At 71.7% G+C, this 22,818-nt stretch carries 17 protein-coding genes and 1 riboswitch; of the genes, 8 read left to right on the top strand and 9 right to left on the bottom strand.

What is annotated here, in order from left to right:
* Positions 1-607 precede the first annotated feature (607 nt).
* Positions 608-2,194 (top strand): glutamine-hydrolyzing GMP synthase, encoded by a 1,587-nt coding sequence (gene guaA / locus DCW30_RS29115; RefSeq protein WP_062775255.1) that lies wholly within the window; start codon positions 608-610, stop codon positions 2,192-2,194.
* 86 nt (positions 2,195-2,280) lie between these two features.
* Here the strand turns inward: guaA and DCW30_RS29110 are convergent, their stop codons facing one another.
* A complete protein-coding gene (locus DCW30_RS29110) occupies positions 2,281-2,793 on the bottom strand; it encodes a pyridoxamine 5'-phosphate oxidase family protein (protein WP_076684929.1) in 513 nt (170 codons plus the stop codon).
* Between the two features lie 347 nt (positions 2,794-3,140).
* Between DCW30_RS29110 and DCW30_RS29105 the strand changes: the two genes are divergently transcribed.
* Both DCW30_RS29105 and DCW30_RS29100 read left to right on the top strand, forming a co-directional pair.
* Positions 3,141-4,406, top strand: a complete 1,266-nt coding sequence (locus DCW30_RS29105) for a hypothetical protein (RefSeq protein WP_076688960.1) — start codon at positions 3,141-3,143, stop codon at positions 4,404-4,406.
* 200 nt (positions 4,407-4,606) lie between these two features.
* Positions 4,607-5,131 (top strand): DoxX family protein, encoded by a 525-nt coding sequence (locus DCW30_RS29100; protein WP_076684928.1) that lies wholly within the window; start codon positions 4,607-4,609, stop codon positions 5,129-5,131.
* A 13-nt stretch (positions 5,132-5,144) separates the two neighbouring features.
* Here the strand turns inward: DCW30_RS29100 and DCW30_RS29095 are convergent, their stop codons facing one another.
* Both DCW30_RS29095 and DCW30_RS29090 read right to left on the bottom strand, forming a co-directional pair.
* A complete protein-coding gene (locus DCW30_RS29095; RefSeq protein ID WP_076684927.1) occupies positions 5,145-5,384 on the bottom strand; it encodes a hypothetical protein in 240 nt (79 codons plus the stop codon).
* On the bottom strand, positions 5,371-6,735 hold the full coding sequence (locus DCW30_RS29090) for a PspC domain-containing protein (protein ID WP_076684926.1): 1,365 nt from the start codon (positions 6,733-6,735) through the stop codon (positions 5,371-5,373). Before DCW30_RS29090 ends, DCW30_RS29095 begins: the two co-directional genes overlap by 14 nt.
* A 184-nt stretch (positions 6,736-6,919) precedes the next feature.
* Between DCW30_RS29090 and DCW30_RS29085 the strand changes: the two genes are divergently transcribed.
* Positions 6,920-8,209, top strand: coding sequence for an ATP-binding protein (locus DCW30_RS29085; protein ID WP_076684925.1), 1,290 nt, complete (start codon positions 6,920-6,922; stop codon positions 8,207-8,209).
* Positions 8,206-8,937 carry a LuxR C-terminal-related transcriptional regulator gene (locus DCW30_RS29080; RefSeq protein ID WP_076684924.1) on the top strand — a complete coding sequence of 244 codons (732 nt, stop codon included), beginning with the start codon at positions 8,206-8,208 and terminating at the stop codon, positions 8,935-8,937. The genes DCW30_RS29085 and DCW30_RS29080 overlap by 4 nt, the downstream gene beginning before the upstream one ends.
* Positions 8,938-9,028: 91 nt before the next feature.
* On the opposite strand, the gene DCW30_RS29075 is transcribed toward DCW30_RS29080, so the two are convergent.
* Positions 9,029-10,102: a C40 family peptidase gene (locus DCW30_RS29075; protein ID WP_076684923.1), complete on the bottom strand. Its 1,074-nt coding sequence runs from the start codon at positions 10,100-10,102 to the stop codon at positions 9,029-9,031.
* A 449-nt stretch (positions 10,103-10,551) separates the two neighbouring features.
* On the opposite strand from DCW30_RS29075, the gene DCW30_RS29070 reads away from it, so the two are divergent.
* Entirely contained in the window at positions 10,552-10,905 is a 354-nt protein-coding gene (locus tag DCW30_RS29070; protein ID WP_076684922.1) for a hypothetical protein, read from the top strand.
* Positions 10,906-11,009: 104 nt separating this feature from the next.
* Here the strand turns inward: DCW30_RS29070 and DCW30_RS29065 are convergent, their stop codons facing one another.
* A complete protein-coding gene (locus tag DCW30_RS29065) occupies positions 11,010-12,227 on the bottom strand; it encodes a C40 family peptidase (RefSeq protein ID WP_076684921.1) in 1,218 nt (405 codons plus the stop codon).
* 7 nt (positions 12,228-12,234) lie between these two features.
* A riboswitch (cyclic di-AMP (ydaO/yuaA leader) is annotated at positions 12,235-12,391 on the bottom strand.
* 349 nt (positions 12,392-12,740) lie between these two features.
* Here DCW30_RS29065 and pcrA point away from each other — a divergent pair.
* A complete protein-coding gene (pcrA, locus tag DCW30_RS29060) occupies positions 12,741-15,263 on the top strand; it encodes a DNA helicase PcrA (RefSeq protein WP_129299913.1) in 2,523 nt (840 codons plus the stop codon).
* Between the two features lie 136 nt (positions 15,264-15,399).
* Here pcrA and DCW30_RS29055 read toward each other — a convergent pair whose 3' ends face one another.
* Both DCW30_RS29055 and DCW30_RS29050 read right to left on the bottom strand, forming a co-directional pair.
* On the bottom strand, positions 15,400-16,983 hold the full coding sequence (locus DCW30_RS29055; protein ID WP_076684919.1) for a M23 family metallopeptidase: 1,584 nt from the start codon (positions 16,981-16,983) through the stop codon (positions 15,400-15,402).
* A 299-nt stretch (positions 16,984-17,282) separates the two neighbouring features.
* Positions 17,283-18,080 (bottom strand): lipase family alpha/beta hydrolase, encoded by a 798-nt coding sequence (locus DCW30_RS29050; RefSeq protein ID WP_237283551.1) that lies wholly within the window; start codon positions 18,078-18,080, stop codon positions 17,283-17,285.
* A gap of 556 nt (positions 18,081-18,636) precedes the next feature.
* Between DCW30_RS29050 and DCW30_RS29045 the strand changes: the two genes are divergently transcribed.
* Complete coding sequence (locus tag DCW30_RS29045) at positions 18,637-19,053, top strand: coenzyme B12-dependent isobutyryl CoA mutase small subunit (protein ID WP_076684918.1); 417 nt, start codon at positions 18,637-18,639, stop codon at positions 19,051-19,053.
* A 420-nt stretch (positions 19,054-19,473) separates the two neighbouring features.
* Here the strand turns inward: DCW30_RS29045 and DCW30_RS29040 are convergent, their stop codons facing one another.
* Positions 19,474-21,267, bottom strand: a complete 1,794-nt coding sequence (locus DCW30_RS29040; RefSeq protein WP_237283390.1) for a DUF5691 domain-containing protein — start codon at positions 21,265-21,267, stop codon at positions 19,474-19,476.
* Between the two features lie 125 nt (positions 21,268-21,392).
* Positions 21,393-22,739, bottom strand: a complete 1,347-nt coding sequence (locus DCW30_RS29035; RefSeq protein ID WP_076684917.1) for an SWIM zinc finger family protein — start codon at positions 22,737-22,739, stop codon at positions 21,393-21,395.
* Positions 22,740-22,818: the final 79 nt, after the last annotated feature.

The following is a 22,818-nucleotide window of genomic DNA, read 5'->3' as shown; positions in this document are numbered from 1 at the left end:
CACGGAGCCAGTATGCCCCCACGGGCCCGCACGGGGTCAAACGCTTCTGGCACCCGGCCCGCATACTGAGACCGCACCCCCGCCAGGCCTCTGGGACTCCTCACCTGCCACCCTGCACCGCCTCTGGCGTACCGCCCCGCCTCCGTCGGTGCTGCCCCGCAGCGCCTGCCGCCCTGCCGCCCCGCGGTGCCTGCCGCCCTGCTGCCCTGCGGCGTCTGTCGCCCTGCCGCCCCGCGGTGCCTGCCGCCCTGCTGCCCTGCGGCGTCTGTCGCCCCGCTGCGCCGCGGTGCCTGCCGTGTGTCGCCTTACCCCGCCGCCGCGCGGCGTCTGCCGTGCCGTCCCTGGCCTGCCGAGCCGCGGCACCACTCGGCAGGCGGCCCCGCACGGGCCCCGCATGGCCCGGCACGGTCCCGGTGTGCACCCCCGTGCCGTCCCGCGCCCGACGCGTACCGCCCCGGTGTTCTCCCTCCCGTCACGAGCCCCGCCGTCATGAGCCCCGTCGGATGCGACGAAGGCGGTCCCGTCGAGCCCGGTAGAATCGACAAAACAGACCCCCTGCTCACGCACTGAGCCTCTCGCTCACGCTCAACGCCGGAAGGCCGCCGCCGTGCCATCAGCGCCCCCCGCTGCCGCCGCTCCCGACACCGTTCTGGTCGTCGACTTCGGAGCGCAGTACGCCCAGCTCATCGCCCGTCGCGTCCGTGAGGCACGGGTCTACAGCGAAGTCGTGCCGAGCACGATGCCCGTCGCCGAGATGCTCGCCAAGAACCCCGCGGCGATAATCCTCTCCGGCGGCCCCTCCTCCGTGTACGCGGAGCACGCGCCCACCGTCGACCGCTCCCTCTTCGAGGCCGGCGTCCCCGTCTTCGGCATGTGCTACGGCTTCCAGCTCATGGCGACCACCCTCGGCGGCACGGTCGACAACACCGGCGCGCGCGAGTACGGCCGTACGCCGCTCGCCGTCTCCAAGGCCGACTCCACCCTCTTCGAGGGCACCCCGGCCGAGCAGTCCGTGTGGATGTCGCACGGCGACGCGTGCAGTGCCGCGCCCGAAGGCTTCACGGTCACCGCGTCCACGGACGTCGTGCCCGTCGCGGCCTTCGAGGACGACCAGAAGAAGCTGTACGGCGTGCAGTACCACCCCGAGGTGATGCACTCCACGCACGGCCAGCAGGTCCTGGAGCACTTCCTCTACCGCGGCGCCGGCCTCAAGCCCGACTGGACGACCGGCAACGTCATCGACGAGCAGGTCGCCGCCATCCGCGAGCAGGTCGGCACCAAGCGCGCGATCTGCGGCCTCTCCGGCGGCGTGGACTCCGCCGTCGCCGCCGCCCTCGTGCAGAAGGCCATCGGCTCGCAGCTCACCTGCGTCTACGTCGACCACGGGCTGATGCGCAAGGGCGAGACCGAGCAGGTCGAGAAGGACTTCGTCGCCGCGACCGGCGTCCAGCTCAAGGTCGTCGACGCCGCGGACCGCTTCCTGAAGGCCCTCGCCGGCGTCTCCGACCCCGAGGAGAAGCGGAAGATCATCGGGCGCGAGTTCATCCGCGTCTTCGAGCAGGCCCAGGCGGAGATCATCGCCGAGGCGCCGGGCGACCAGCCGGTGGAGTTCCTGGTCCAGGGCACGCTCTACCCCGACGTGGTCGAGTCCGGCGGCGGCACCGGCACCGCCAACATCAAGTCCCACCACAACGTTGGCGGCCTCCCCGAGGACCTCGAGTTCCAGCTCATCGAGCCGCTGCGCAAGCTGTTCAAGGACGAGGTCCGGATGGTCGGCGCCGAGCTCGGCCTGCCGGACGAGATCGTCCAGCGCCAGCCCTTCCCGGGCCCCGGCCTCGGCATCCGCATCGTGGGCGAGGTCACCAAGGAGCGTCTGGACCTCCTCCGCGAGGCCGATGCCATCGCCCGCGAGGAACTGACGGCAGCCGGTCTCGACCGCGACATCTGGCAGTGCCCGGTCGTCCTGCTCGCGGACGTCCGCAGCGTCGGCGTCCAGGGCGACGGCCGCACCTACGGCCACCCGATCGTGCTGCGCCCCGTCTCGTCCGAGGACGCCATGACGGCCGACTGGACGCGCATGCCCTATGACGTCCTGGCGAAGATCTCCACGCGCATCACCAACGAGGTCGCCGACGTGAACCGCGTCGTGCTCGACGTGACCTCGAAGCCGCCGGGGACCATCGAGTGGGAGTGACCTCCCTCCTGCCGTGAACGGCGCCGTCCGCCTCCCGCGAGGCGGGCGGCGCCGTTTCGCGTCGCCCGGCCCGCCGCCGGGACCCGTCAGGTGCGCCGCGTCGTCCGCAGCGCGGCGCCCGGCTTCCAGAGCTGCACCGCGAGATACTTCCCGTCCTCGATGTACGTGCGGACCACCTCCGTCAGCTCGGTGCGGAAGAGATGGAACGCGTCCGCGTCCGGCGGCTGCACCACGTCGGCATAGCCTGCGATGACCTGCGGGTCCCGCACCTCGACCGCACGACCCGCGATCCGGACGTCGCCGTCGGTCATCTCCGCCTCGGGGCCCAGGTTGGCCTGGAGTGCGAACCGCGGGTCGCGGCGCAGGTCCAGTGCCTTGAGGGAACCCGGCATCATGCCGAGCCACAACTCGTCGTGCAGGAAGCGCACCTCCAGCCCCGTGGTGCGCGGGGACCCGTCCTTGCGGAGCGTGGCGAGGGTGTGGTGGACGAACGCGTCGAAGCGGCTCTGGACCGTCGCCGCGAACTCCGGCTCCGCCGCGACGAAGGCCCCCCAGGCCGCGGACTCCGCTGTGCCGAGATCTTTCCGGTTGAACGACATGCGCCGAGTATCCCGCCGATACCAGACATCCTGTGTCGTCTTTGACCTCCCCGAATGCTTGCTCCCCGCCCCGCTGTTCGGTCACCGGCGGACGGTGCGACCCCGAGAGCGGCCCGGCAGCGACCTGGTCGCGCGGATCACCTGCCGGCCCCTGTGGCAGGACATCCGCCGCGGCGAGCCCGGCCTGCCGACCCGACCTCGCCGTCAACATCGCGCCGGGTAGTTCACCTCCGCTGACCTGACCCGAGGAGTGCGGGCACCCCGCAGTGCGGCACAATCCCCTTGTTTCGCAGGGATGTTCAGCAGCGGCCGGACGGGCTGCGAGGGTGGGGAAGGCGGCGTACGCGGTGGCGGTGCAGGAGGCGAGACAGGGCGCGCACGGCGGCGGCTGCACGTGCGGCGGCTGCCCGCACGGCGCCCGCGAGGGACACCGGTTGGCCGTGGCCGCGTTCCTGGCCAAGCGTGACGAACTGGCCGCCGGTGAAGGCGTCCCCGCGGCCGTCGCCCACTCGGCGGGCGCTTCCCGGCAGTGGGTGTCGGACGAGCTGACGCAGTCCGCGCAGGACGTCGCCGAACGCGGCAGGGCCGAGGGCGAGGCCTGGCTGCGACGCCTGTGGCCCCGCACCCTGGCTGTCGTCTGGTGCGGTTTCACCGTCCTCCTCCTGGTCCAGGCACTCACCGCGATCGGCGCGGGCTGGACCCCCGCGCGCACGTCAGGGCTCATCGCCGCCCTGCTGGTGTGCGGCACGCTGACCGGCGCGGCATACGTCCACCGGGAGCGCGGCGGCGTCCTCGCTCCGGTGATCGGTGAGGACAACCGGCTCTCCACCTCGCGTGTCGTGGCCGCTTCCTGGGTGTTCCTGGTCGTCTTCGCGGTGCTCGTCCTCGCGGGCCGGCTGGCCGTGGCCTCGGTCCACGACGAGCGGGACGAGGTGATCGCCGGGCTCGGAATCGAACGGGCCGCCGCGATGGTGACCGTCCTCGCCGTGGTGTGCGGGGTCGCCGTCCTCGTACGCAGGGTCGTCGGCCTGCGTGTTCTCGGCCAACGGCTCCAGAAGGCGCGCGCCCACCGGCCCCGGCCCGCCGACACGCTCACCGACGACGCGGGCCGAGGCAGCTTCACCGACACGCAGTACGTCCTGGTCAGCGCCGTCGCCGTGGTCTTCGCCGCCGTACGTCTCGCGCGTCGGCCCGAGCAGCTGCCGGATCTGCCCTGGGGGCTCGCGCTGCTCGTCCTCGTGTCGGCCGCCACGTACCTGGCGGGGAAGTACTCCGAAGGCGGCCGTCCCGTCATCCTCTCCGTGGTGCGGTCCCGTGAGGCCGGTGACCTCGACGCCCCGATCCGCACGGGTGACGACATCGAGATCCGCGGCGCCGGCTTCGTGCCGCCCGGGGCGGGGGGCGCGGACCGGCTGGCCCGCATGATCGTCCGTATCGGCGCGGTCCACGTCCATGTGCCGCTCGTGCCCGTGCCGGGCGGCTTCGCCAACCCGACCGACACCACGCTGACCGTGCCCGTGCCCGTCGACGTGGAGCCCGGTCGCGTCGACGTCCAGGTGGTCACCGCGGCGGGCATCGAGACCAACCGCGTCACGATCGACGTCACGGACTGAACCAGCCGACCCAGCCACCGGCCGACCCCCCTCGACTGAGGCATCGCGAGTTCCCTCCCCTCAAGGTCCCTGAAATTTTCGAACGATGCCGTGCAGGATTCCGCGCGGTATGTCGTGCGTTCCGTCGCGGACGGATGAGCAACTGCCCCTTCTTCTCCGTATGGTCAGGTGACGGGTCGACGGGAGAGGCGGCGAGAGCCATGGCTCACGGCATGCGGACGGACAGCCACACCCACTGCGCCGGGCGCGACGACTGGCGGACGACCGCCTCCCGCTACGCCCTGGTCCCCCTGCGGATCTTCCTCGGCGTCACCTTCGTCTACGCCGGCCTGGACAAGCTCACCGACGACGCCTTCCTGCGGGCGAGCGGCGTCGGGTCGATCGGGCAGATGATGAGCGACATCCGCGACATCTCCGCGATCCCCTCCCTGGTCGACCTCTCGCTGAAGAGCCCCGTCGGCTTCGGCCACACCATCGCCTTCGGTGAACTGGCCGTCGGCATCGGCACCCTGATCGGCCTCTTCGCCCGCATCGCCGCACTGGGCGGCGCGCTGATCTCGCTCAGCCTGTGGCTGACCGTCAGCTGGGCCACCGAGCCCTACTACTACGGCAACGACCTCGCCTACCTGATGGCATGGCTGCCACTGGTGCTCGCCGGGGCCTCCGTCCTCTCCGTCGACGCCATGCTGACCGGCCACCGCAGGGACGCCCTCGGGCCTCGCTAGCCGCGAAGCCCGTTCAGTCGCGCGACTCCCGGCCGGGCCGGGGGCGGCCACCCGGGCGCGTCGCGCCGCGCGGGCGTATGCCATGGATCGCCGCCGTCACGCCCGCGAGGAGCAGCCCCGCCATCACCATGGGCAGCGCGACGAACCACGGTGCCTCCCAGGCACCTGTGGCGTCACCCGCGTATACGACGGCGACCGCCAGGATGCAGAGGCCGGCCACCAGCTTGCCGGGGTGTGATTCATGACGTAGCACGGGTCACCTTCGCTTGTCCGACGCCTACTTCGAGCCGCAGATCGAGCGTGCCGCCGTCCTTGCCGCCCGAGGACGGCTCCAGCGTCACCTTCTTCTCCCTGCCCGGAGCGATGTCCAGGTCCTTGGCCTTGTCGCCCGGCAGCACAATGTCACCGACGCCCACTTCGGCGTCGAGCCGCACGGTGACGTCCTTCGGCACGATCACCTTCAGGTCGCCCATGCCGACCTCGGCGCCGGTCTCCAGCGTCTGGCCCCTGCCGAGGTCGATCTTGCTCAGGTCGAGCTTGCCCGTCCCGAGACCCACCTCGTACTGGGGGCGGACATCCGCCACCGTGGTCGGTATCCAGTCCGTCCGGGCATAGTGCGTGGTGATGTTCTTCGGCAGGGCCGCCGTGGCCGCGAGGAGCCCGGCGGTGATGACCGCGAGCACGATCGACCCCGCTCCCGTGCGCCCCAGGAAGGCGCTGACAGCGATGCCCAGGCCGAACACCGCGAGCGCAGAGGACAGACCCGTCTGCAAGGTCGTGCCCAGCGGGTGCTCGTCCCAGGTCAGCCCTGTGCCGAGACCGCCGGCCAGCAGCGCCAGCAGGAACACCCAGCCACCGATCCAGCGCGGGCCGCGGGGCTTGGGCGGCCGGGCGGACGCGCGCTCCGCGTCAGGTTCGCCATGGTGGTGGCCCGTCGGGTCATAGCGGACCTCAAGGCCTTGCGGGCCCCAGAAATAACCCGAGATCCCGTCGTGTGTGCCGTCCTTCACTATGGGGTCACGCCACCAGGAGGGGCCGTCGGTGACCGGCGGCGCCTTCGCCTCGGGCGGAGCGTCCGCCGCGGCCTGTGCGGCGACCGGATCGGGGGCGAGGGCTCCGCGCTGCTGCGACCAGTACCCCGCGCCCGCGAGCAGCAGGGAGAGGACGGCGGCGAACGTCAGCGCCCCGCCGTTGTTCAGCAAGGTGAGGAAGACCCCGCAGCCCACGAGGGCGAACAGCACGGCGGTCAGCGCCTGGCCGTCCACCCGGCCGGAGAGGAGCCTGCGCGCCTCGTTCTCCTCCTCGTCCTCGTAAGGGACGAAGAGCCACGCGAAGCCGTAGAAGACCAGACCGAGCCCGCTCGTGATCGCGAGGACCGCGAGGCCGATGCGGAAGATCACCGGATCCATGTCGCAGTGCCGGCCGAGCCCCGCGCACACGCCGCCGAGCCGCTTGTGCCGGCGATCGCGGCGGAACTTCCGCTCCTCCGGCGCCAGCTCCTGCTCAAAGCGGCCCGCGGGACCGCCCGACGCGCCGTACGCATCGCGCAGGGCGTCGTGGATGGCGGCCTCGGTCTCCGTCTCGGCGGGCTGCTGATCTGTCATGTGTCCATGGTGACGGCCGTGAGCCCGGCGCGGCAGTCGGGACAACCCTGGCCGAACCCTGATATCACCCCTGAGACCTCTCGGGTACGGCCCCTGACAGGGACGAGCCAGGGGTCGAAGTCAGGGAAGTCTCGGGGATCGACCCTGATGCCCGCGCTCGCGCCCGCGTGTGAATATCGATGACATGCCGGAAACCGCCGCTCCGCCCACCGACGCCGTCCGACCGCTGCGCAAGCTGTACCGCAGCGGCGACGGGCGTTGGCTCGGTGGTGTCGCACGCGGCCTCGCCGGGCACCTCGGACTGCCCGTGATCTGGGTGCGGCTGGTCTTCGTCGGCCTGGCCACGGCGGACGGCCTCGGCGCTCTGCTGTACGCGGCGTTCTGGTTCTTCGTCCCGCTCGGCATCGGTGGTGTCGACGCCGAGCGGCCGCCCGCGGCCGTCACGACCGAGGTCTCCCCCGACGGCCGGCGAAGACTCGTGGCGCGCAAGCCGGACAAGGGGCAGATCGTCGCGCTCCTCGCGATGGTCGTCGTCGCCATGGCGTTCGTCGGCAATGTGAATCTGGACGGCTCGACGAAGGCCTATGTCATTCCGGCCCTGCTCGTCGCCGCGGGTGTCGCTCTCGTCTGGCGGCAGGCCGACAACGCACGCAGAGCCCGCTGGATGGCGGTCGGCCGCCGTCGGCACACCCTGACGCTGGCGCGCTCGGCTGCCGGAGTGCTCCTGGTCGGCGCCGGTGTCTCCGGCATCTTCGTGCTCCAGGGTTCGGCCGCCCACCTCGGGGCCGTGCTGCAGGCCGCGCTGGCCGTGCTCGTCGGTATCGCGCTCCTCGCGGGCCCCTATCTCGTCCGCATGACGCAGGACCTCTCGGAGGAGAGGCTGATGCGCATCCGGGCTCAGGAGAGAGCAGAGGTCGCCGCCCATGTGCACGACTCCGTGCTGCACACGCTGACCCTGATCCAGCGCAATGCCGAGAGCCCGAGCGAGGTGCGCCGCCTCGCCCGTGCCCAGGAGCGCGACCTGCGTGCCTGGCTCTACAACCCGGAGGGCACCGGCAAGGACGAGGACGAGGAGCCCGACACCCTGGCCGAGGCGGTCCGCCGCAGCGCGGCGGAGGTCGAGGACAAGCACGGCGTCCCCATCGAGGTCGTCGTGGTCGGCGACTGCCCGCTCGACGAGCGGCTGACCGCGCAGATGCAGGCCGCGAGGGAAGCGATGGTGAACGCCGCCAAGTACGGTGGCGAGGGTGGCGCGGTGCAGGTCTTCGCCGAAGTCGAGGGAGAGACGGTGTTCGTGTCCGTCCGGGACCGCGGTCCCGGCTTCGATCTGGATTCCGTGCCGGATGACCGCATGGGCGTACGAGAATCGATCATCGGCCGCATGCAGCGCAACGGCGGGACGGCGCGGCTGCGCGCGGTGCCCGGCGGCGGCACGGAAGTCGAGCTGGAAATGGAGAGGACGGCGACGACATGAGCGACGCGACCGAGGCGAACGAGCCCGTGGAGCCGACCGGTTCGGACGAGGGCGGCGGTGCGGGCGGGCGTCGCGTGCGGGTCGTGCTCGTCGACGACCACCGGATGTTCCGCACCGGGGTGCAGGCGGAGATCGGCCGGACCGACATCACCGGCGTCGAGGTGGTCGGGGAGGCGCCCGATGTCGACCAGGCGGTCACGACCATCACGGCCACACGGCCCGAGGTCGTTCTTCTCGACGTGCATCTGCCCGGCGGCGGAGGCGTGGAAGTGCTGCGCCGCTGCGCGCCGTTGATGGTGGACGCGGAGAACCCGGTGCGCTTCCTCGCGCTCTCGGTCTCCGACGCCGCCGAGGACGTCATCGGTGTCATCCGCGGCGGCGCACGTGGGTACGTCACCAAGACCATCACCGGCACCGACCTGGTCGATTCGATCTTCCGGGTGCAGGACGGCGACGCGGTGTTCTCGCCGCGCCTGGCCGGCTTCGTCCTGGACGCCTTCGCCTCCACCGACGCGCCGCCGGTCGACGAGGACCTGGACCGTCTCACGCAGCGCGAGCGGGAGGTCCTGCGGCTCATCGCGCGGGGGTACGCGTACAAGGAGATCGCCAAGCAGCTCTTCATCTCCGTGAAGACCGTTGAGTCACATGTGTCGGCGGTCCTGCGGAAGCTGCAGCTCTCCAACCGCCATGAGCTGACGCGGTGGGCGACGGCGCGGCGGCTGGTCTGAGCGGGGCGGTCGGCCGCTGGGTCCACGTGCGGAGCCTGCGCTCCGGGCTCTGGGCCACCCCTCAGTCGAGGCGCCAGCTCGGGCCGGCGGCTCAAGCCACCCTTGTGGCCCCTGCGAACGGCATCTGGTCGAGCGGTGCGAGTCGGACCGGGGCGCTCGGGTTGGGGGCGTGGATCATCTGGCCGTCTCCCACGTAGATGCCTACGTGGCTGATGCCGGAGTAGAAGAAGACCAGGTCACCGGGGCGGAGCGCGGAGCGGGGCACGCGCTCGCCCGCGGCGATCTGCGCGTAGGTGGTGCGGGGCAGCGAGACGCCCGCCGCGCGGTACGCGGCCTGGATGAGGCCTGAGCAGTCGAAGGCGCTGGGGCCCGTGGCACCCCATACGTAGGGGCTGCCGATCGCCTTGTACGCGTACGAGACGGCGGCTGCCGCTCGGGCGTTGGGAGCCTTCGCCGCGGCCCCCGTCGCGTGCCCGGCGTCCGCGCGGGAGGCCCGGGGGCCGTTGGGGTCGTCCCGGGTTTCGGCGCGCCGGTCGCCCGTGGCGCCCGCGCGCTGTTCGGCGGTGAGCCGGGAGAGGATCCGCTTGGCCTCGGAGAGCTTCTCGGTGACCGTGGTCTTGTGCTTCCGCAGCTCGGCCTGGCGTGCCCGGAGGGTGGCCAGGCGGTCGCCGGCCTCGTCATGCAGCTGGTCGATGCCCCGCAGCTGCTTCCGCACGTCGCTGACCGTGGTGGCCTGCCGGCTGCCGGCCCGGTCGGCGAGCGAGGCGCGCTCCAGGTACTGCTCGGGGTCCGAGGAGAGCGCGAGCTGCAGGGAGGGATCGATGCCGCCGGTGCGGTACTGGGCGGTCGCGTAGGAGCCGAGACTCTGGCGGGCGGTGTTGAGCTTCTGCGTCCTGCGGGCCGCCTCGTCGCGCAGGACGCCCAGCGATTTCTCCGCCTCGTCGGCCTTCTCCTCGGCGCCGTTGTACTTCTCGGTGGCGATCTCCGCCTCGCGGTAGAGGTCGTCGACCTTCGCCTTCACCTCCGCCGGGCTGAGCTGCGGGTCCGCGTGCCCCGTGCCGTCGAAGGCGGTCGCGGACGCGGCGCCCGCGAGGGCGATCGTGGCGGCGGTGCGGACCGTGCTGCCGCGGAAGAAGCGGTGCCGGGGCTTGCGGTGCGCTGCCACGAAGAGAACTCCTCACATGTCCGGCGGCGGCCCGCACAGGGGGACGGGACCGCCGCCGGGCCTTTCTCGGCGGTGGTGTCCGACTGCCGCCCGTGCGCTGGACGGCATGGGGGAGCCGGGCACCTGGGAGAGGACGCTAAGCGCGGCCGTCACGGGCCGGCCGCGGAATGTGCGCAACTGTCGGAAGTGGGCGGAACGTCGATCGGGTCTGACCGTGCCGACCGCCGGGCGGGGCAGCCTTCGCGTACGGCCCCGACCGATGCGGCGGACACAGCCGCCCTGACCGCGCGGAACTGCTAAGGGGCTCGGCGGAGCTGCTCAGGGACCCTGCGGAGCGGCTACGGGGCCTTTGGGGAGCGGCTACGTGGCCCCGGCGATCCCGCGAGAGCCACCAGGGACCCAGGGCCCGCCCGTGATCGACGTGAGGAGCGCGGGCTAGGCTCCGGCTCATGGACGTACTCATCCATCTCTTCGTCGCCCTGCACATCATCGGCATCGCCTGCCTCCTCGGCGGCTTCCTGACCCAGATGAAGCAGATGGGCCAGGGCACGGCCCGCTTCGTCCCCGCGATGCTGCACGGTGCGCTGACCATGCTCGTCACCGGTGTGGTCCTGGTGGGCCTCAACCAGGCCGACGACAACGCGGTCGACAACCTCAAGATCGGCATCAAGATGGCCGTGCTGATCGTGATCCTCGCGCTGGTCTACGTGAAGCGTGACGAGGAAAAGATCGACAAGGGCGTGTTCGGGGCGGTGGGGCTGCTGACCACGGCGAACATCTTCATCGCCGTGCTGTGGACCTGATGCCGGGCCGCTGAGACCGGAACCAGGGAAACGCCCTCCACGCACGCGTGGAGGGCGTTTTCGTCGCCGGTAGTCACTCCGGGCACCGGCCAGGGAGAGCGTGGCTAAGCCGGTCGCACCACGCTGTGGATCGGCATGTAGTAGATCGACTCGACGCGGACGTTCGCGCCCGGCTTCGGGGCGTGGATCATCTTGCCGTCGCCGATGTAGATCCCTACGTGGCTGATGTCGTCGTAGAAGAAGACCAGGTCACCCGGTTTCGCGTCCGCCGTCCTCACTGTCGTTCCGACCTTCACCTGGTCCCATGTGGTGCGCGGCAGGGATATCCCGGCGGCCTTCCAGGCGTCCTGGGTGAGGCCGGAGCAGTCGTAGGAGTCGGGCCCCGTGGCGCCCCACACGTAGGGCTTGCCGATCTGGGCCTCGGCGAAGTCGATGACCTTCGCGGCCTTGGTGGCGTAGCCGCCCTCCGTGTTTCCGGAACCGGAACCGGGACCGGAGCCAGTGCCCGATCCCGAGCCAGAGCCCGACCCGGCGCCCTGGCCGTCCCCCCGCTCCTTCTCCTTCTCCCTCTCCTTCTGCGCGGCCTCCTCGGCCTTGCGCTCGCGCTCCGCCTCGGCGGCCTGTTCGCGGGCCAGCTTCTCGGCCTTGCGCTTGGCTTCCCGCTCCTTCTCGCGCTCGATCGCCGCGAGCCGTGCCTTCTCCTCGGCGGTCAGGTCCGACAGCAGCTCGCGCGCCTCGCCCAGCTTCTTCTGGACGGTCCGTTTGCTGGTCCGCAGGTCGTCCCGCGAGTCGGTCAGCGTCTCCAAGCTCCTCGCCGCCTTCGTACGCTGTTTCGCCGCCGCCGCCCGCTGCGTCTCGTAGTCGTCGACGGCCTTCTTCTGCCGCGTGGTCAGCCGGTCCGCCAGGTGGTTCTGGTCGAAGTAGCCCTGCGGGTCGTCGGCCAGCAGCATCGTGGCCGTGTCGGAGACGCCTCCGGTGCGGTACTGCGCGGCGGCGAAGGAGCCGAGTTCCTGACGCGCGTCGTTCAGCTTGTCCGTGCGTTTGGCCACATCGTCCAGGAGGCGGTCGGCCTTCTCGCGCTGCTTCTCGGTCCTCTCCCTGGCCGAGTTGTACTTCTGGGTGGCCACGCCCGCCTGCTGATACAGCTCGTCGACCTTCTTCTGCACCTCTTCGAGGCTGGGCTTCGTGGGCGACGAGGGCGCGGCCTGGGCGCTCTGGGACAGCAGCGCCACGGAGGTGAGGGCGGCCGTGGTGATGCCGACGGCGGGGGCGGTGCGGACTATTCCGGCCTGCAGGGTCCGCGGCTTGCGGTGCGACGCCAAGGGAGGCGACTCCTTCCGTAGGCCGCCTACCGGGTTAGCTGTCGGGTTCGGGCGGGTGGTCCGGAAGGTTGCCCTACGGTTCCGTACTGCGTACGGGACCGATTCACCCCAGGTTCTCGGTGGGTCCCCGGCTCCGAACACGTCGGACTCGGCGGGGGCCGCGCGTTCCCGGCGGGGTTCGCCGGTGGGAATACGAGCGGCCCGCGCAGCACGCTAGCCAACTTGTGCGACGCCTGTGAAGGTTGATGTTCGATATGCCCGATACATTTTCGTGACTTTACGAGGCCCTGGCGCGGGCCGTGCGGAGCGTGCTGTCACCCGGTGTCGGCCGGTGTCGGCCGGCGTCCGGCACGGCGCGGTCTCGGACGGCGTCGGGCGGTGTGGGCCGGTGTCGGCCGGTTCCAAAACATTGCGGTTCCGGACGGTGTCCGGCCGCGAACGCGCTGTGAGCGAGGGGCGGGTCGGCGGAACCCGGCGCGGGTTGTCAGTGGGTCCGCCTAGACTCGGGAGGCGATGAGCAGCCTCTTTGACGACAGCTTCCTGGCGGACCTGCAGCCCTCCCGGGCCACGGACGAAGAACACCCGCCCCCGCCCGAGGACAGCGCTCCGGAGCACGTTCCGGACGACTTGTTCGACGGGAAGTTCGACGCGCCCATGACCCGGGACACGCACTACCGGGACGGTGCCCCGCGCCCGGTGACCGACCCGGCGACGCTGCTCGAAGGACTGAACGAGAACCAGCGTGCGGCCGTCGTGCACGCGGGTTCCCCGCTGCTCATCGTCGTCGGCGCCGGCTCCGGCAAGACCCGCGTGCTGACCCACCGCATCGCGTATCTCCTCGCCGAGCGCGGTGTGCACCCCGGCCAGATCCTCGCGATCACCTTCACGAACAAGGCCGCGGGCGAGATGAAGGAGCGCGTCGAGCAGCTCGTGGGCCCGCGGGCCAACGCGATGTGGGTGTCGACGTTCCACAGCGCCTGCGTCCGCATCCTGCGCCGCGAGTACAAGAAGCTGGGCTTCACGTCCTCCTTCTCGATCTACGACGCCGCGGACTCCAAGCGCCTGATGGCCCTGGTCTGCCGCGACCTCGACCTCGACCCCAAGAAGTTCCCGCCGAAGTCGTTCAGCGCCAAGATCTCCAACCTCAAGAACGAGCTGATCGACGAGGAGGACTTCGCGGGCCGGGCCGCCGACGGCTTCGAGAAGACCCTCGCCCAGACCTATGCCATGTACCAGTCACGCCTGCGCGAGGCGAACGCACTGGACTTCGACGACCTGATCATGACGACGGTCAACCTCCTGCGCGCCTTCCCGGACGTCGCCGAGCACTACCGCCGCCGCTTCCGCCACGTCATGGTCGACGAGTACCAGGACACGAACCACGCGCAGTACGCCCTCGTGCGCGAGCTGGTCGGCCCCTCCGGGGGCGAGGGCGACGACCCGGCCGAGCTGTGCGTGGTGGGTGACGCTGACCAGTCGATCTACGCCTTCCGCGGCGCCACCATCCGCAACATCCTCCAGTTCGAGGAGGACTACACCGACGCGACGACGATCCTCCTCGAACAGAACTACCGCTCGACGCAGACGATCCTGACGGCGGCCAACGCGGTCATCGAGCGGAACGAGAGCCGCCGCCCCAAGAACCTCTGGACCAACCAGGGCGCGGGCGCGCGCATCACGGGTTATGTGGCGGACACCGAGCACGACGAGGCGCAGTTCGTCGCAGACGAGATCGACCGCCTCACGGACGCGGGCGACGCGAAGGCCGGCGACGTCGCGATCTTCTACCGGACGAACGCGCAGTCACGTGTCTTCGAGGAGATCTTCATCCGCGTCGGCCTGCCCTACAAGGTCGTCGGCGGCGTCCGCTTCTACGAGCGCAAGGAGGTCCGCGATGTGCTGGCCTACCTGCGCGTTCTCGCCAACCCCGAGGACGCCGTCCCGCTGCGGCGCATCCTGAACGTGCCCAAGAGGGGCATCGGCGACCGTGCCGAGGCGATGATCGACGCGCTCTCGCAGCGCGAGAAGATCTCCTTCCCGCAGGCGCTGCGCCGCGTCGACGAGGCGTACGGAATGGCGGCCCGCTCCACGAACGCCGTCAAGCGGTTCAACACGCTGATGGAGGAGCTGCGGACCATCGTCGAGTCGGGCGCGGGCCCGGCAGTCGTCCTGGAGGCCGTACTCGAACGCACGGGCTATCTCGCCGAGTTGCAGGCCTCGACGGACCCGCAGGACGAAACCCGTATCGAGAACCTCCAGGAGCTCGCCGCCGTGGCGCTGGAGTTCGAGCAGGAGAACGCCCAGCGGGAAGCGGCACCGACCGCCGACGGTGAGGCGGCGGAAGGCGGAGCCGGAGCAGGCGAGGCGGGGACAGCGCCGACCGGATCGCTCTCCGACTTCCTTGAGCGCGTCGCGCTCGTCGCCGACTCGGACCAGATTCCGGATGAGGAGGACGACGGCTCCGGAGTCATCACCCTGATGACGCTCCACACCGCCAAGGGCCTGGAGTTCCCGGTGGTGTTCCTGACCGGCATGGAGGACGGCGTCTTCCCGCACATGCGCTCGCTCGGCCAGGTCAAGGAGCTGGAGGAGGAGCGCCGCCTGGCATACGTGGGCATCACGCGCGCGCGGGAGCGGCTCTACCTCACACGCTCCTCGATGCGCAGCGCCTGGGGCACGCCCTCCTACAACCCGCCGTCGCGCTTCCTCGAAGAGATTCCGGATACGCATCTGGACTGGAAGCGGAAGGGCTCCGTCGGCGCTCCGGCGTCGTCAGGCCCGGCTGCGGGCATCGCCTCGTCGCTGTCCTCGTCGCGCTCGCGCACGGGCGGCGCGCAGGGCTTCGCCACGCGCCGCGCCTCGGAGAAGCCGGTGGTCTCGCTGGCCGTCGGGGACCGGGTCACGCACGATCAGTTCGGTCTCGGGACCGTGGTCGGAGTGAAGGGCACGGGGGCGAACGCGGAGGCGACGGTGGACTTCGGCGAGCCCAAGCCGAAGCGGCTCCTGCTGCGGTACGCGCCGGTCGAGAAGCTGTGACGCCCCGGCCTGGTCGGACTTGAGCGACGACCAGGCCGCAGGGCGGACGATCAGACTGTACGGAGGGGCAGCGCCGGCGGGTGCGACGACCAGGCCGTACGGGAGGTCTGGTGTCGGAGGGCGGTGACGGCCGGGGTTACGTCGGGTCGAGGTCGTGGCTGCGCAGCCACGGCAGCGGGTCGATCGCCGAGCCGCCGCCGGGACGCACCTCGAAGTGCAGGTGCGGGCCGGTGGAGTTGCCCGAGTTGCCGGAGAAGGCGATGACGTCGCCCGCCTTCACGGGGCCGCTGGAGATCTTGTGCGTGGAGAGGTGGCAGTACCACGTCTCCGTGCCGTCCTTGGCCGTCACGATCGCCATGTTGCCGTAGGCGCTGTTCCACTTCGTGGAGACGGTCCCGTCGGTCGCCGCCAGGACCTCCGTGCCGTAGGACACCGGGAAGTCGATGCCGGAGTGCGCCGACATCCAGTTGACGCCGGCCTGGCCGTAGTAGGCGCTGAGTCCGTGCTGCTTCACCGGCAGGGAGAACTTGGGGCGGAGCCGTTCCTTGCGTGCCGCTTCCGCCGCCGCCTGCTTCTTGGCGGCCACCCTTTCGGCCTTGAGGTCGATGCGCTCCTGCGTGCGGCTCGCGCGGTCGGCGAAGTCGCCGGCGTCCGCGGAGAGGTTCGCGAGCTGGGTGTCCAGCTTGTTGTTGGCGGTCGACGGCTTCACGGGCGCGGCCTCGTCCGCGGCGGAGGCCGTCGTCTCCTTCTTGTCGTCCCCGCCGAAGTCGCCCACCGAGGCCGCGGCCACACCGGCGACCCCCATCACGCAGGCGGAGGGCACGGCGACGGTGAACAGGGCGGAACGCTTCGTCGGCGTACGGCGACGGGCCCGCGAACGGCCCTGGCCGGAGCCGCCGTTCTTGGCGCGGGAGGCGCGCGGCGCGGGACTCGGGCTCACCGTGACCGGCTCGTGCTCGGCGGTGTCGTGGAGAGCGTCGGCCTCGTAGGAGGCGTCGGCGGAGATCTCGTAGGGATCGGTGAGCTCGTACGGCTGCTCGTCCGCGAGGTCCACGTCGTCTGCGTGGTCTGCGTGGTCTGCGTGGTCTGCGTGGTCTGCATGGTCCGAGTGGCCCGCATGGCCCGTGAGGTCCGCGGGGTGTGCGAGATCCGAGGGGTGCTCGGAGTGCTCAGGGTGCTCGGGGTGCGGGTGGTGCGCGTCGCCGGCGGAGTTCCACGCCGTGGCGTCATACGCGCCCGAGTCGAAGGCCTGCGTCTCCCACTGACCCGTCTGCGGCGCCTGGTTCCAGGCGGTGGTGTCCCACTGGCCGGTGCCGTCGTGGGTCGGCTGCGACGGGATGTTCGCGAGGTGCTGCGCGTCGCCGAGGTGCTGATGGCCGCCGGTCGCCCACGCGGAGGTGGTGTCGAAGCTGCCGGTGTCGTACGGCGCGGTGTGGTGCTGCGCGGCGTACGGGTCGTAGCCGATGGTCGGCTGGGGGCCCGTGCTGGTCGCCCACTGACCGGTGTCGTACTCACCACCGGGCATGTCGCCGAAGAGCGGGTCCACCGCGAAGGTGCCGGTGTCGAGAGCGCCGGTGTCGAAACCGCCGGTGGAGTAGGCGTCGTAGCCATGGCCACCGTGTTGGGCACTGTGCGCTTCGTACGCCGCGTAGTGGGCGTACTCGGCGTCGGGTGCCGAGGGCTGGGGAGTCGAGCTCCCCGACGGGTGACGGTCGTTCACCAACTTCTCTTTCGCCTCGGCAGCAAGGGCGGAGCAGTGCGGCGACTGTACCCGGCGGTATACGGGCGCGACAATCTTCGGCAGGTTTCATGCTCTCAGGAAACGGGCATTCGGCCGCCTTTCGGCGGACTGCGGGCACAGCTTTGGCTTTGCGTTCGAGAGGCGTTCGATGTTTTGCGTCGTCTCCATGACTGCGGAGGTAAGCATTTTGCGCCGGATGTCCGGTAGTTGATGGTCGGATCCCGCTTCAAGCGCCTTGACGGTTCGGGCGTGTCCTGGGTGGATTGCGAGCTTCCGCTTCACGCGACCGTGAGGCCGGTCGGCGCCTCCGTGGCGTCCGCTCCCGGATCGGCCAGATCCAGGGCCTGTCGTATGCCGTTCGCGACGGCCGGGTGGACGGGCAGCGCGAGATGGCCGATCCCGGTCACGCGGACGTTCTGCGCGACGAGGTCCGGGTGGTCCACGCACGCCGTCTCCAGCGGGGCCATGATCTGGTCGAGGTCGCTCCAGAAACTCACGAACTGCGTACGGCAGTCCGGCGCCGGTTCCTTCAGCTCCTCGATCACGGTGGAGCCGGGCCGCATCTGCCGGACGATGGGGTGCGCGTCGGCCAGGGGCGCGACACGGGTGCCCCCGTGCGGTGTCCCGAGCGTGACCAGGGTGCGTATACGCGCGTCGCCCCCGAGGCGCTGGACGTAGTAACGCGCGATCAGCCCGCCGAGGCTGTGCCCGACGACGTCGATGCGGGACCGGCCCGTGCGCTCGCAGATCTCCTCGACATGGCGGCCCAGCAGTGCGGCGGCGGTGGGGATGTCGCAGGTCAGCGGCGAGTAGTTGAGTGACTCCACGCGGCGTCCGCCGTGCTGGGCGAGGGCGCGGCGGAGCAGCACGAAGATGGAGCGGTTGTCGATGAAACCGTGCAGGAGAAGGACCGGGGGCTTCTCGTGCGCCGGGAGGCGGGGCGCGTCGGCCGGTGGCCGCACCGGATTCGCCCTGCGTTCCTGAGCCACGCCCGAGGGGTAGAGGAGGAGATGGCCCGCGAGGATCACCAGTTCGAGAGCGGTGGACTTCAGGAGGGCCACGGAGACCCCGGCCATCCGGGACGAGAGCGCGGACAGGCCCGGCAGTGCCGTCAGCAGGGGCGGCGCCGTCAGAAAGGGCGGCGCGGGCAGCGGAAGACCCAGAAGGCGAAAGGGGCGGACCCCGGTGACCGGCATCGTCGACCTCCCGACCGGCGCACGGGCAGGCGGCTGTGCGCCCCGTGTGCCCTAGGGGGAGTCGCGGGCAAGGAGTCGGCGCACGACGGCGACGACCTCCACCGTCGGGTGGCCCCGTGACCCCGTTGCGTCGCCGATGTGCCGCGCCATCCGCCGTGCCCTGCCGGTGATGGCCCGGCGATCTCGTCGCGGCTCCCCTCGCGCCTGGCCCGGATGCGGAGGGTGCGCCGGTGAGTGGCCGAAGAACCCCTGAGTAGCGGACGGGCGCGCAGCGAACGTGTCCCAATGTGTGATTTCCCCCTCCCTGTCCACCGCGAAACTGCCGCGTGCGGGATGCTGGCGATAACGTTCGTTCACTTCCCCGGCCGTGCGGCTCGGGGTATCTGTGCTGGGACAGACGGATGTCGGTACGGATATTCGGTACATGGAGGCAGTGATGGGTGTGGCAGCCGGGCCTATCCGCGTGGTGGTCGCCAAGCCGGGGCTCGACGGGCACGATCGCGGGGCCAAGGTGATCGCGCGAGCGCTGCGCGACGCCGGCATGGAGGTCATCTACACCGGGCTGCACCAGACGCCCGAGCAGGTGGTGGACACCGCGATCCAGGAGGACGCCGACGCGATCGGCCTCTCCATCCTGTCCGGGGCGCACAACACGCTGTTCGCGCGGGTGCTCGAACTCCTGAAGGAGCGCGAGGCCGAGGACATCCTGGTGTTCGGCGGCGGCATCATCCCCGAGGCGGACATCGCGCCGCTGAAGGAGAAGGGCGTTGCGGAGATCTTCACGCCGGGCGCCACGACGACCTCGATCGTCGAGTGGGTCCGCGCCAACGTGCGGCAGCCTGCCGGAGCCTGACCCCCGCTTGATCCGGCCTGATCCCCGCCTGATTCGGCCTGACCCGCGCTTGATCCGGCCTGACCCCGCCTGGTCCGGTCTTGTCCCCGCCTGATCCGGCCTGATCCGGCCTGATCCGATCCTGGCCTGAGCCCGGCCGGGGCCCTGCGGTCCGGTGGGCCGTCCGACTGCGGAACGGGCCGGGGCGCGGGGGCGTGGCGGGTCCTTGCCCGGGCGAGGCCTCGGCCGGTGGTCGTGGCCGTGTCGCCGGAGCCGTGCGGCCGGAGCTGGGTGGCCGGGGCATGGCCAGAGCCAAGGCCGGGGCCGGGCCAGAGCCGGACCGGACCCGTGGCTTCCGCTGGCCCCCGCATCCTGCGCCCGCCGCCCGGGCCGGCGGCCTCTGCGTCCGCCGCCCGGCCCAGTGGCTCCGGCGTCCGCCGCCTAGGTCGGCGGCGGTAGCTCGTCCCGTATCGCCGCGCGCAGCCGCAATGTCGTGACCAGGCGTTGGAACGCCTCCGCCCAGTAGCCGCCCGCGCCGGGCGAGGCGTTCTCCGGTTCGTCGGGTATCGCGGTGAGCGCTTCGAGGCGGACGGCCTCCGAGGGATCGAGGCAGCGCTCCGCCAGGCCCATGACGCCGCTGAAGCTCCAGGGGTAGCTGCCCGCGTCACGTGCGATGTTCAGGGCGTCCACGACCGCCTGGCCCAGCGGTCCGGTCCAGGGGACCGCGCAGACGGCGAGCAGCTGGAAGGCCTCGGACAGGCCGTGCGCCGCGACGAACCCCGCCACCCACTCCGACCGCTCGTCGGCCGGAAGCGCGGCGAGCAGCTTGGACCGCTCGGCGAGCGACACGGCTCCGGGGCCCGCCGCGTCGGGGGACGCGGGCGCGCCGAGCAGCGCTCTCGACCAGACCGCGTCCCGCTGGCGTACGGCGGCACGGCACCAGGCGGCGTGCAGTTCGTCCCGCCAGCCGTCGGCCACCGGGAGCGCCACGATCTCGGCGGGCGTGCGGTTGCCGAGCCGGGCCGGCCAGGCCGTGAGCGGAGCCGCCTCCACCAGTTGCCCGAGCCACCAGGAGCGCTCACCCCTGCCGGTGGGCGGCTTGGGGACGACGCCGTCGCGCTCCATGCCCGCGTCGCACGCGTGGGGCGCCTCGACCATGAGGGTCGGGACGCTCGCCACATGGTCCACCGCCACGTACGAGGCGGCGCGGGACGCCATCCGTCCGGCCAGCGCCGACTCGGGGAGCGCCGAGAGCAGCTCGGCGGCCGTGGAGCGGACGTTGCGGCTGCGGTCGGTGAGGGCCTGCTCCAGGAACGGCTCGTCAGCGGCGGACAGACCGGTCCGCAGCGAGTCGAGGAACATCAGGCGGTCCTCGGCGCGTTCCGTCGCCCACGTCGTCACGAGCAGCTCGCGGGCGGCCTCGGCGTCGTGCGCGCGGAGCGCGGTGAGGAGCGCGACCCGCTCGGCGAAGAGGCCCTCCTCCCAGAGCTGTCTGACCTTCGCCGTCTCCTCCGGGGGCGGCAGGGCCATGCCGCCCCCGGGCGCGGAACGCAGGGCGAACTTCCAGTCCGGATTGAGACGGGCCAGCCACAGGGCCCTGGGGCCCGCGAAGGTGAGGGCCTGCGGACGCAGGTCCGTGCGGCCACGCGCGGCGTTCAGCAGGGCGGGCAGCAGCTCCGGCGGCGCTCCGTACCCCCGGGCGTTGGCCAGTGCCAGCCACTGGGGCAGCAGCTCCATCAGGTCGGGCGCCGCGCCCCGCCGGCCGCCGCCGCCCGTGCCCGGCTGGTCGGTGAGCAGTGTCGCCAGTCTGCGCCTGGCCGCGGGAGGCACTGGTGGTCTGGGGTCGCCGGCGGCGGGCTCGGGCAGGGCGACGGCCGCCGCCGGGCGCAGTCCTGCCCTGCGGCGCACGGTCTGCTCCGCCGCCGCGTCGAGAAGGGCGACCGGCGCCTCCTTGCCGGACCCGAGGAGAGCGTCGGGCAGCGCGCGGCGGTCGGTGCCGAGCAGGGCCGTCGTGACCAGCTCGTCCCAGGCCGCCTGGGGGGCCCTGGCCTGCGGGGTTCCGGCCCGAGAGAGCTCGCCCCCCGGTGTCCCGGGCTGCGGCTCCTCGGTCCGCTGAGCCCCGCCTCGCTGAGCCACGCCCCGCGAGCCCGCGCCTCCCGAGGTACCGCCTCGCGAGGTACCGGCGGGCGAGGTGCCGGCGGACGGGTTCTCGTCCTGCGAAGGTGTGCCGGGCATGTGCTCCTCCTGGAAGGTCCGCGCCTTTTGGGATGTCCGTTGCTTCTGGGACGTCCGCTGCTCCTGCGTTGTCCGTCCCTCCAGGGGCGTCCGCCGTGGTGCCTGCCCCGCCTCGCGTACGCCTGTCAGCACAGCGGCACCGCCTCTCCCGCACCCCGCGGCCAAGCGGCCAAGGGGGTGAAGCCCCGGTGGCCGCACTCGCCGAACACCGTCAGCGGGGCGCCGCCGGACAGGGCGACCATGCGCCAGAGGCCGGCTCCCGCCGCTCCCGGTGCCACGGGCAGCGCCGAGGCGCCGTCGGCGTCCGCCAGCTGCCACGCTTCGCCGGCCCGGGCCGGTATCACCGCGGAGAGCGTGACCGGGCACGTCTCCAGCCAGGGGTCGTCGCGAAGCGCCTCGCCGTACCGGGCGGCGGCCTCGTCCGTGCGCACGCCCGGTGGCCGCCGAGCGGTGGGGGCCGGGGCCGTGAACTGTTCGCCCAGCTCCGCCCGGAGCTGCCGCGCCCCCGCGTACCCGGTCAGCTCGGCGTCGAGCAGCAGACCCACGGGCAGCGAGAGAGCGGGGGCTCGGCCCGCCGCCCCGTAGGAGAGCAGGAGCGCCATGCGGCCGGATTCCGTCCCGTACAGCCATATGCGGCGCGTGGTGAGCTTGCCGTCCCATGTGTCGTACTGCGCGAGGACCAGCCAGTCGTCCCGCAGCGGTGGTCCCTCGGGCTGTGCGGGCAGCCCGACGCGGGATCTGACCGTGGCGGCGAGGCCGTCCGGGAGCCCGTCGCGGTGCAGCCAGCCTCGGACGAGGAGATGGAGCAGCGCGCACTCCTCCAGCAGGCGCACGGGCCAGCCGGGCCCCGAGGCCGGGATGGCCCCCAACTCCCTTACTCGCGCCGCGAGGCCGGGCGCCTGGGCGTCGACCATGCGGGCCGCGGTCTCCTCCCACATGCCGTACCCCGCCTGCTCCGCCGCGGCCGTGCCCCCGCGCAGCAGGTCACCGAGGCGCTGCTCCAGCTCCGTCACCCCCGCGGTGATCCGCTCGGCCCGCTTCTCCGCTCTCCTGCGCGCGGCCTCGGGGTCGGCCGGAGCCGCGGTGGACAGGGACGGACTCCGCTTGTCCTCAGCTCTCTTGCGGCGGCCGGCCAGCCACTCCCCGGCCCAGGCCGGCGGCTCGCCGTCCGGCACGGTGCCGTCCGCGCCGGCCCAGAGCAGCAACAGCCCCAGCGCGTGCTTGCACGGGAACTTCCGGCTCGGACAACTGCACTTGTACGCCGGACCCGCCGAGTCCGCGATGTCCACGATCGTCTGATACGGCTTGCTGCCACTGCCCTTGCACAGCCCCCACACCGTCCCCTCGCTCGAACTGCCCGCCTCCGACCACGGGCCGGCCACACCGAGTTTGCTCCCCGCCTTGCGTGACGGGGCGTCAGGCGCCAGTGCCAGCACCTGATCCGCCGTCCAGCGCACCCCCTGCTGAGTCATGTCTCGAAGGTAGGGCCCACCACTGACAATCGACCTTGCCGTGTACGTTCCAGCAGGTCAGAGGCGTGCAAGGGTCGAT

The sequence above is a fragment of the Streptomyces alfalfae genome (assembly GCF_004127445.1).
GTDB classification, from domain to species: Bacteria; Actinomycetota; Actinomycetes; order Streptomycetales; family Streptomycetaceae; genus Streptomyces; species Streptomyces alfalfae.
The sequence above is the reverse complement of the archived record's forward strand: the minus strand, read 5'-3'. Positions and strand labels throughout refer to the sequence as shown.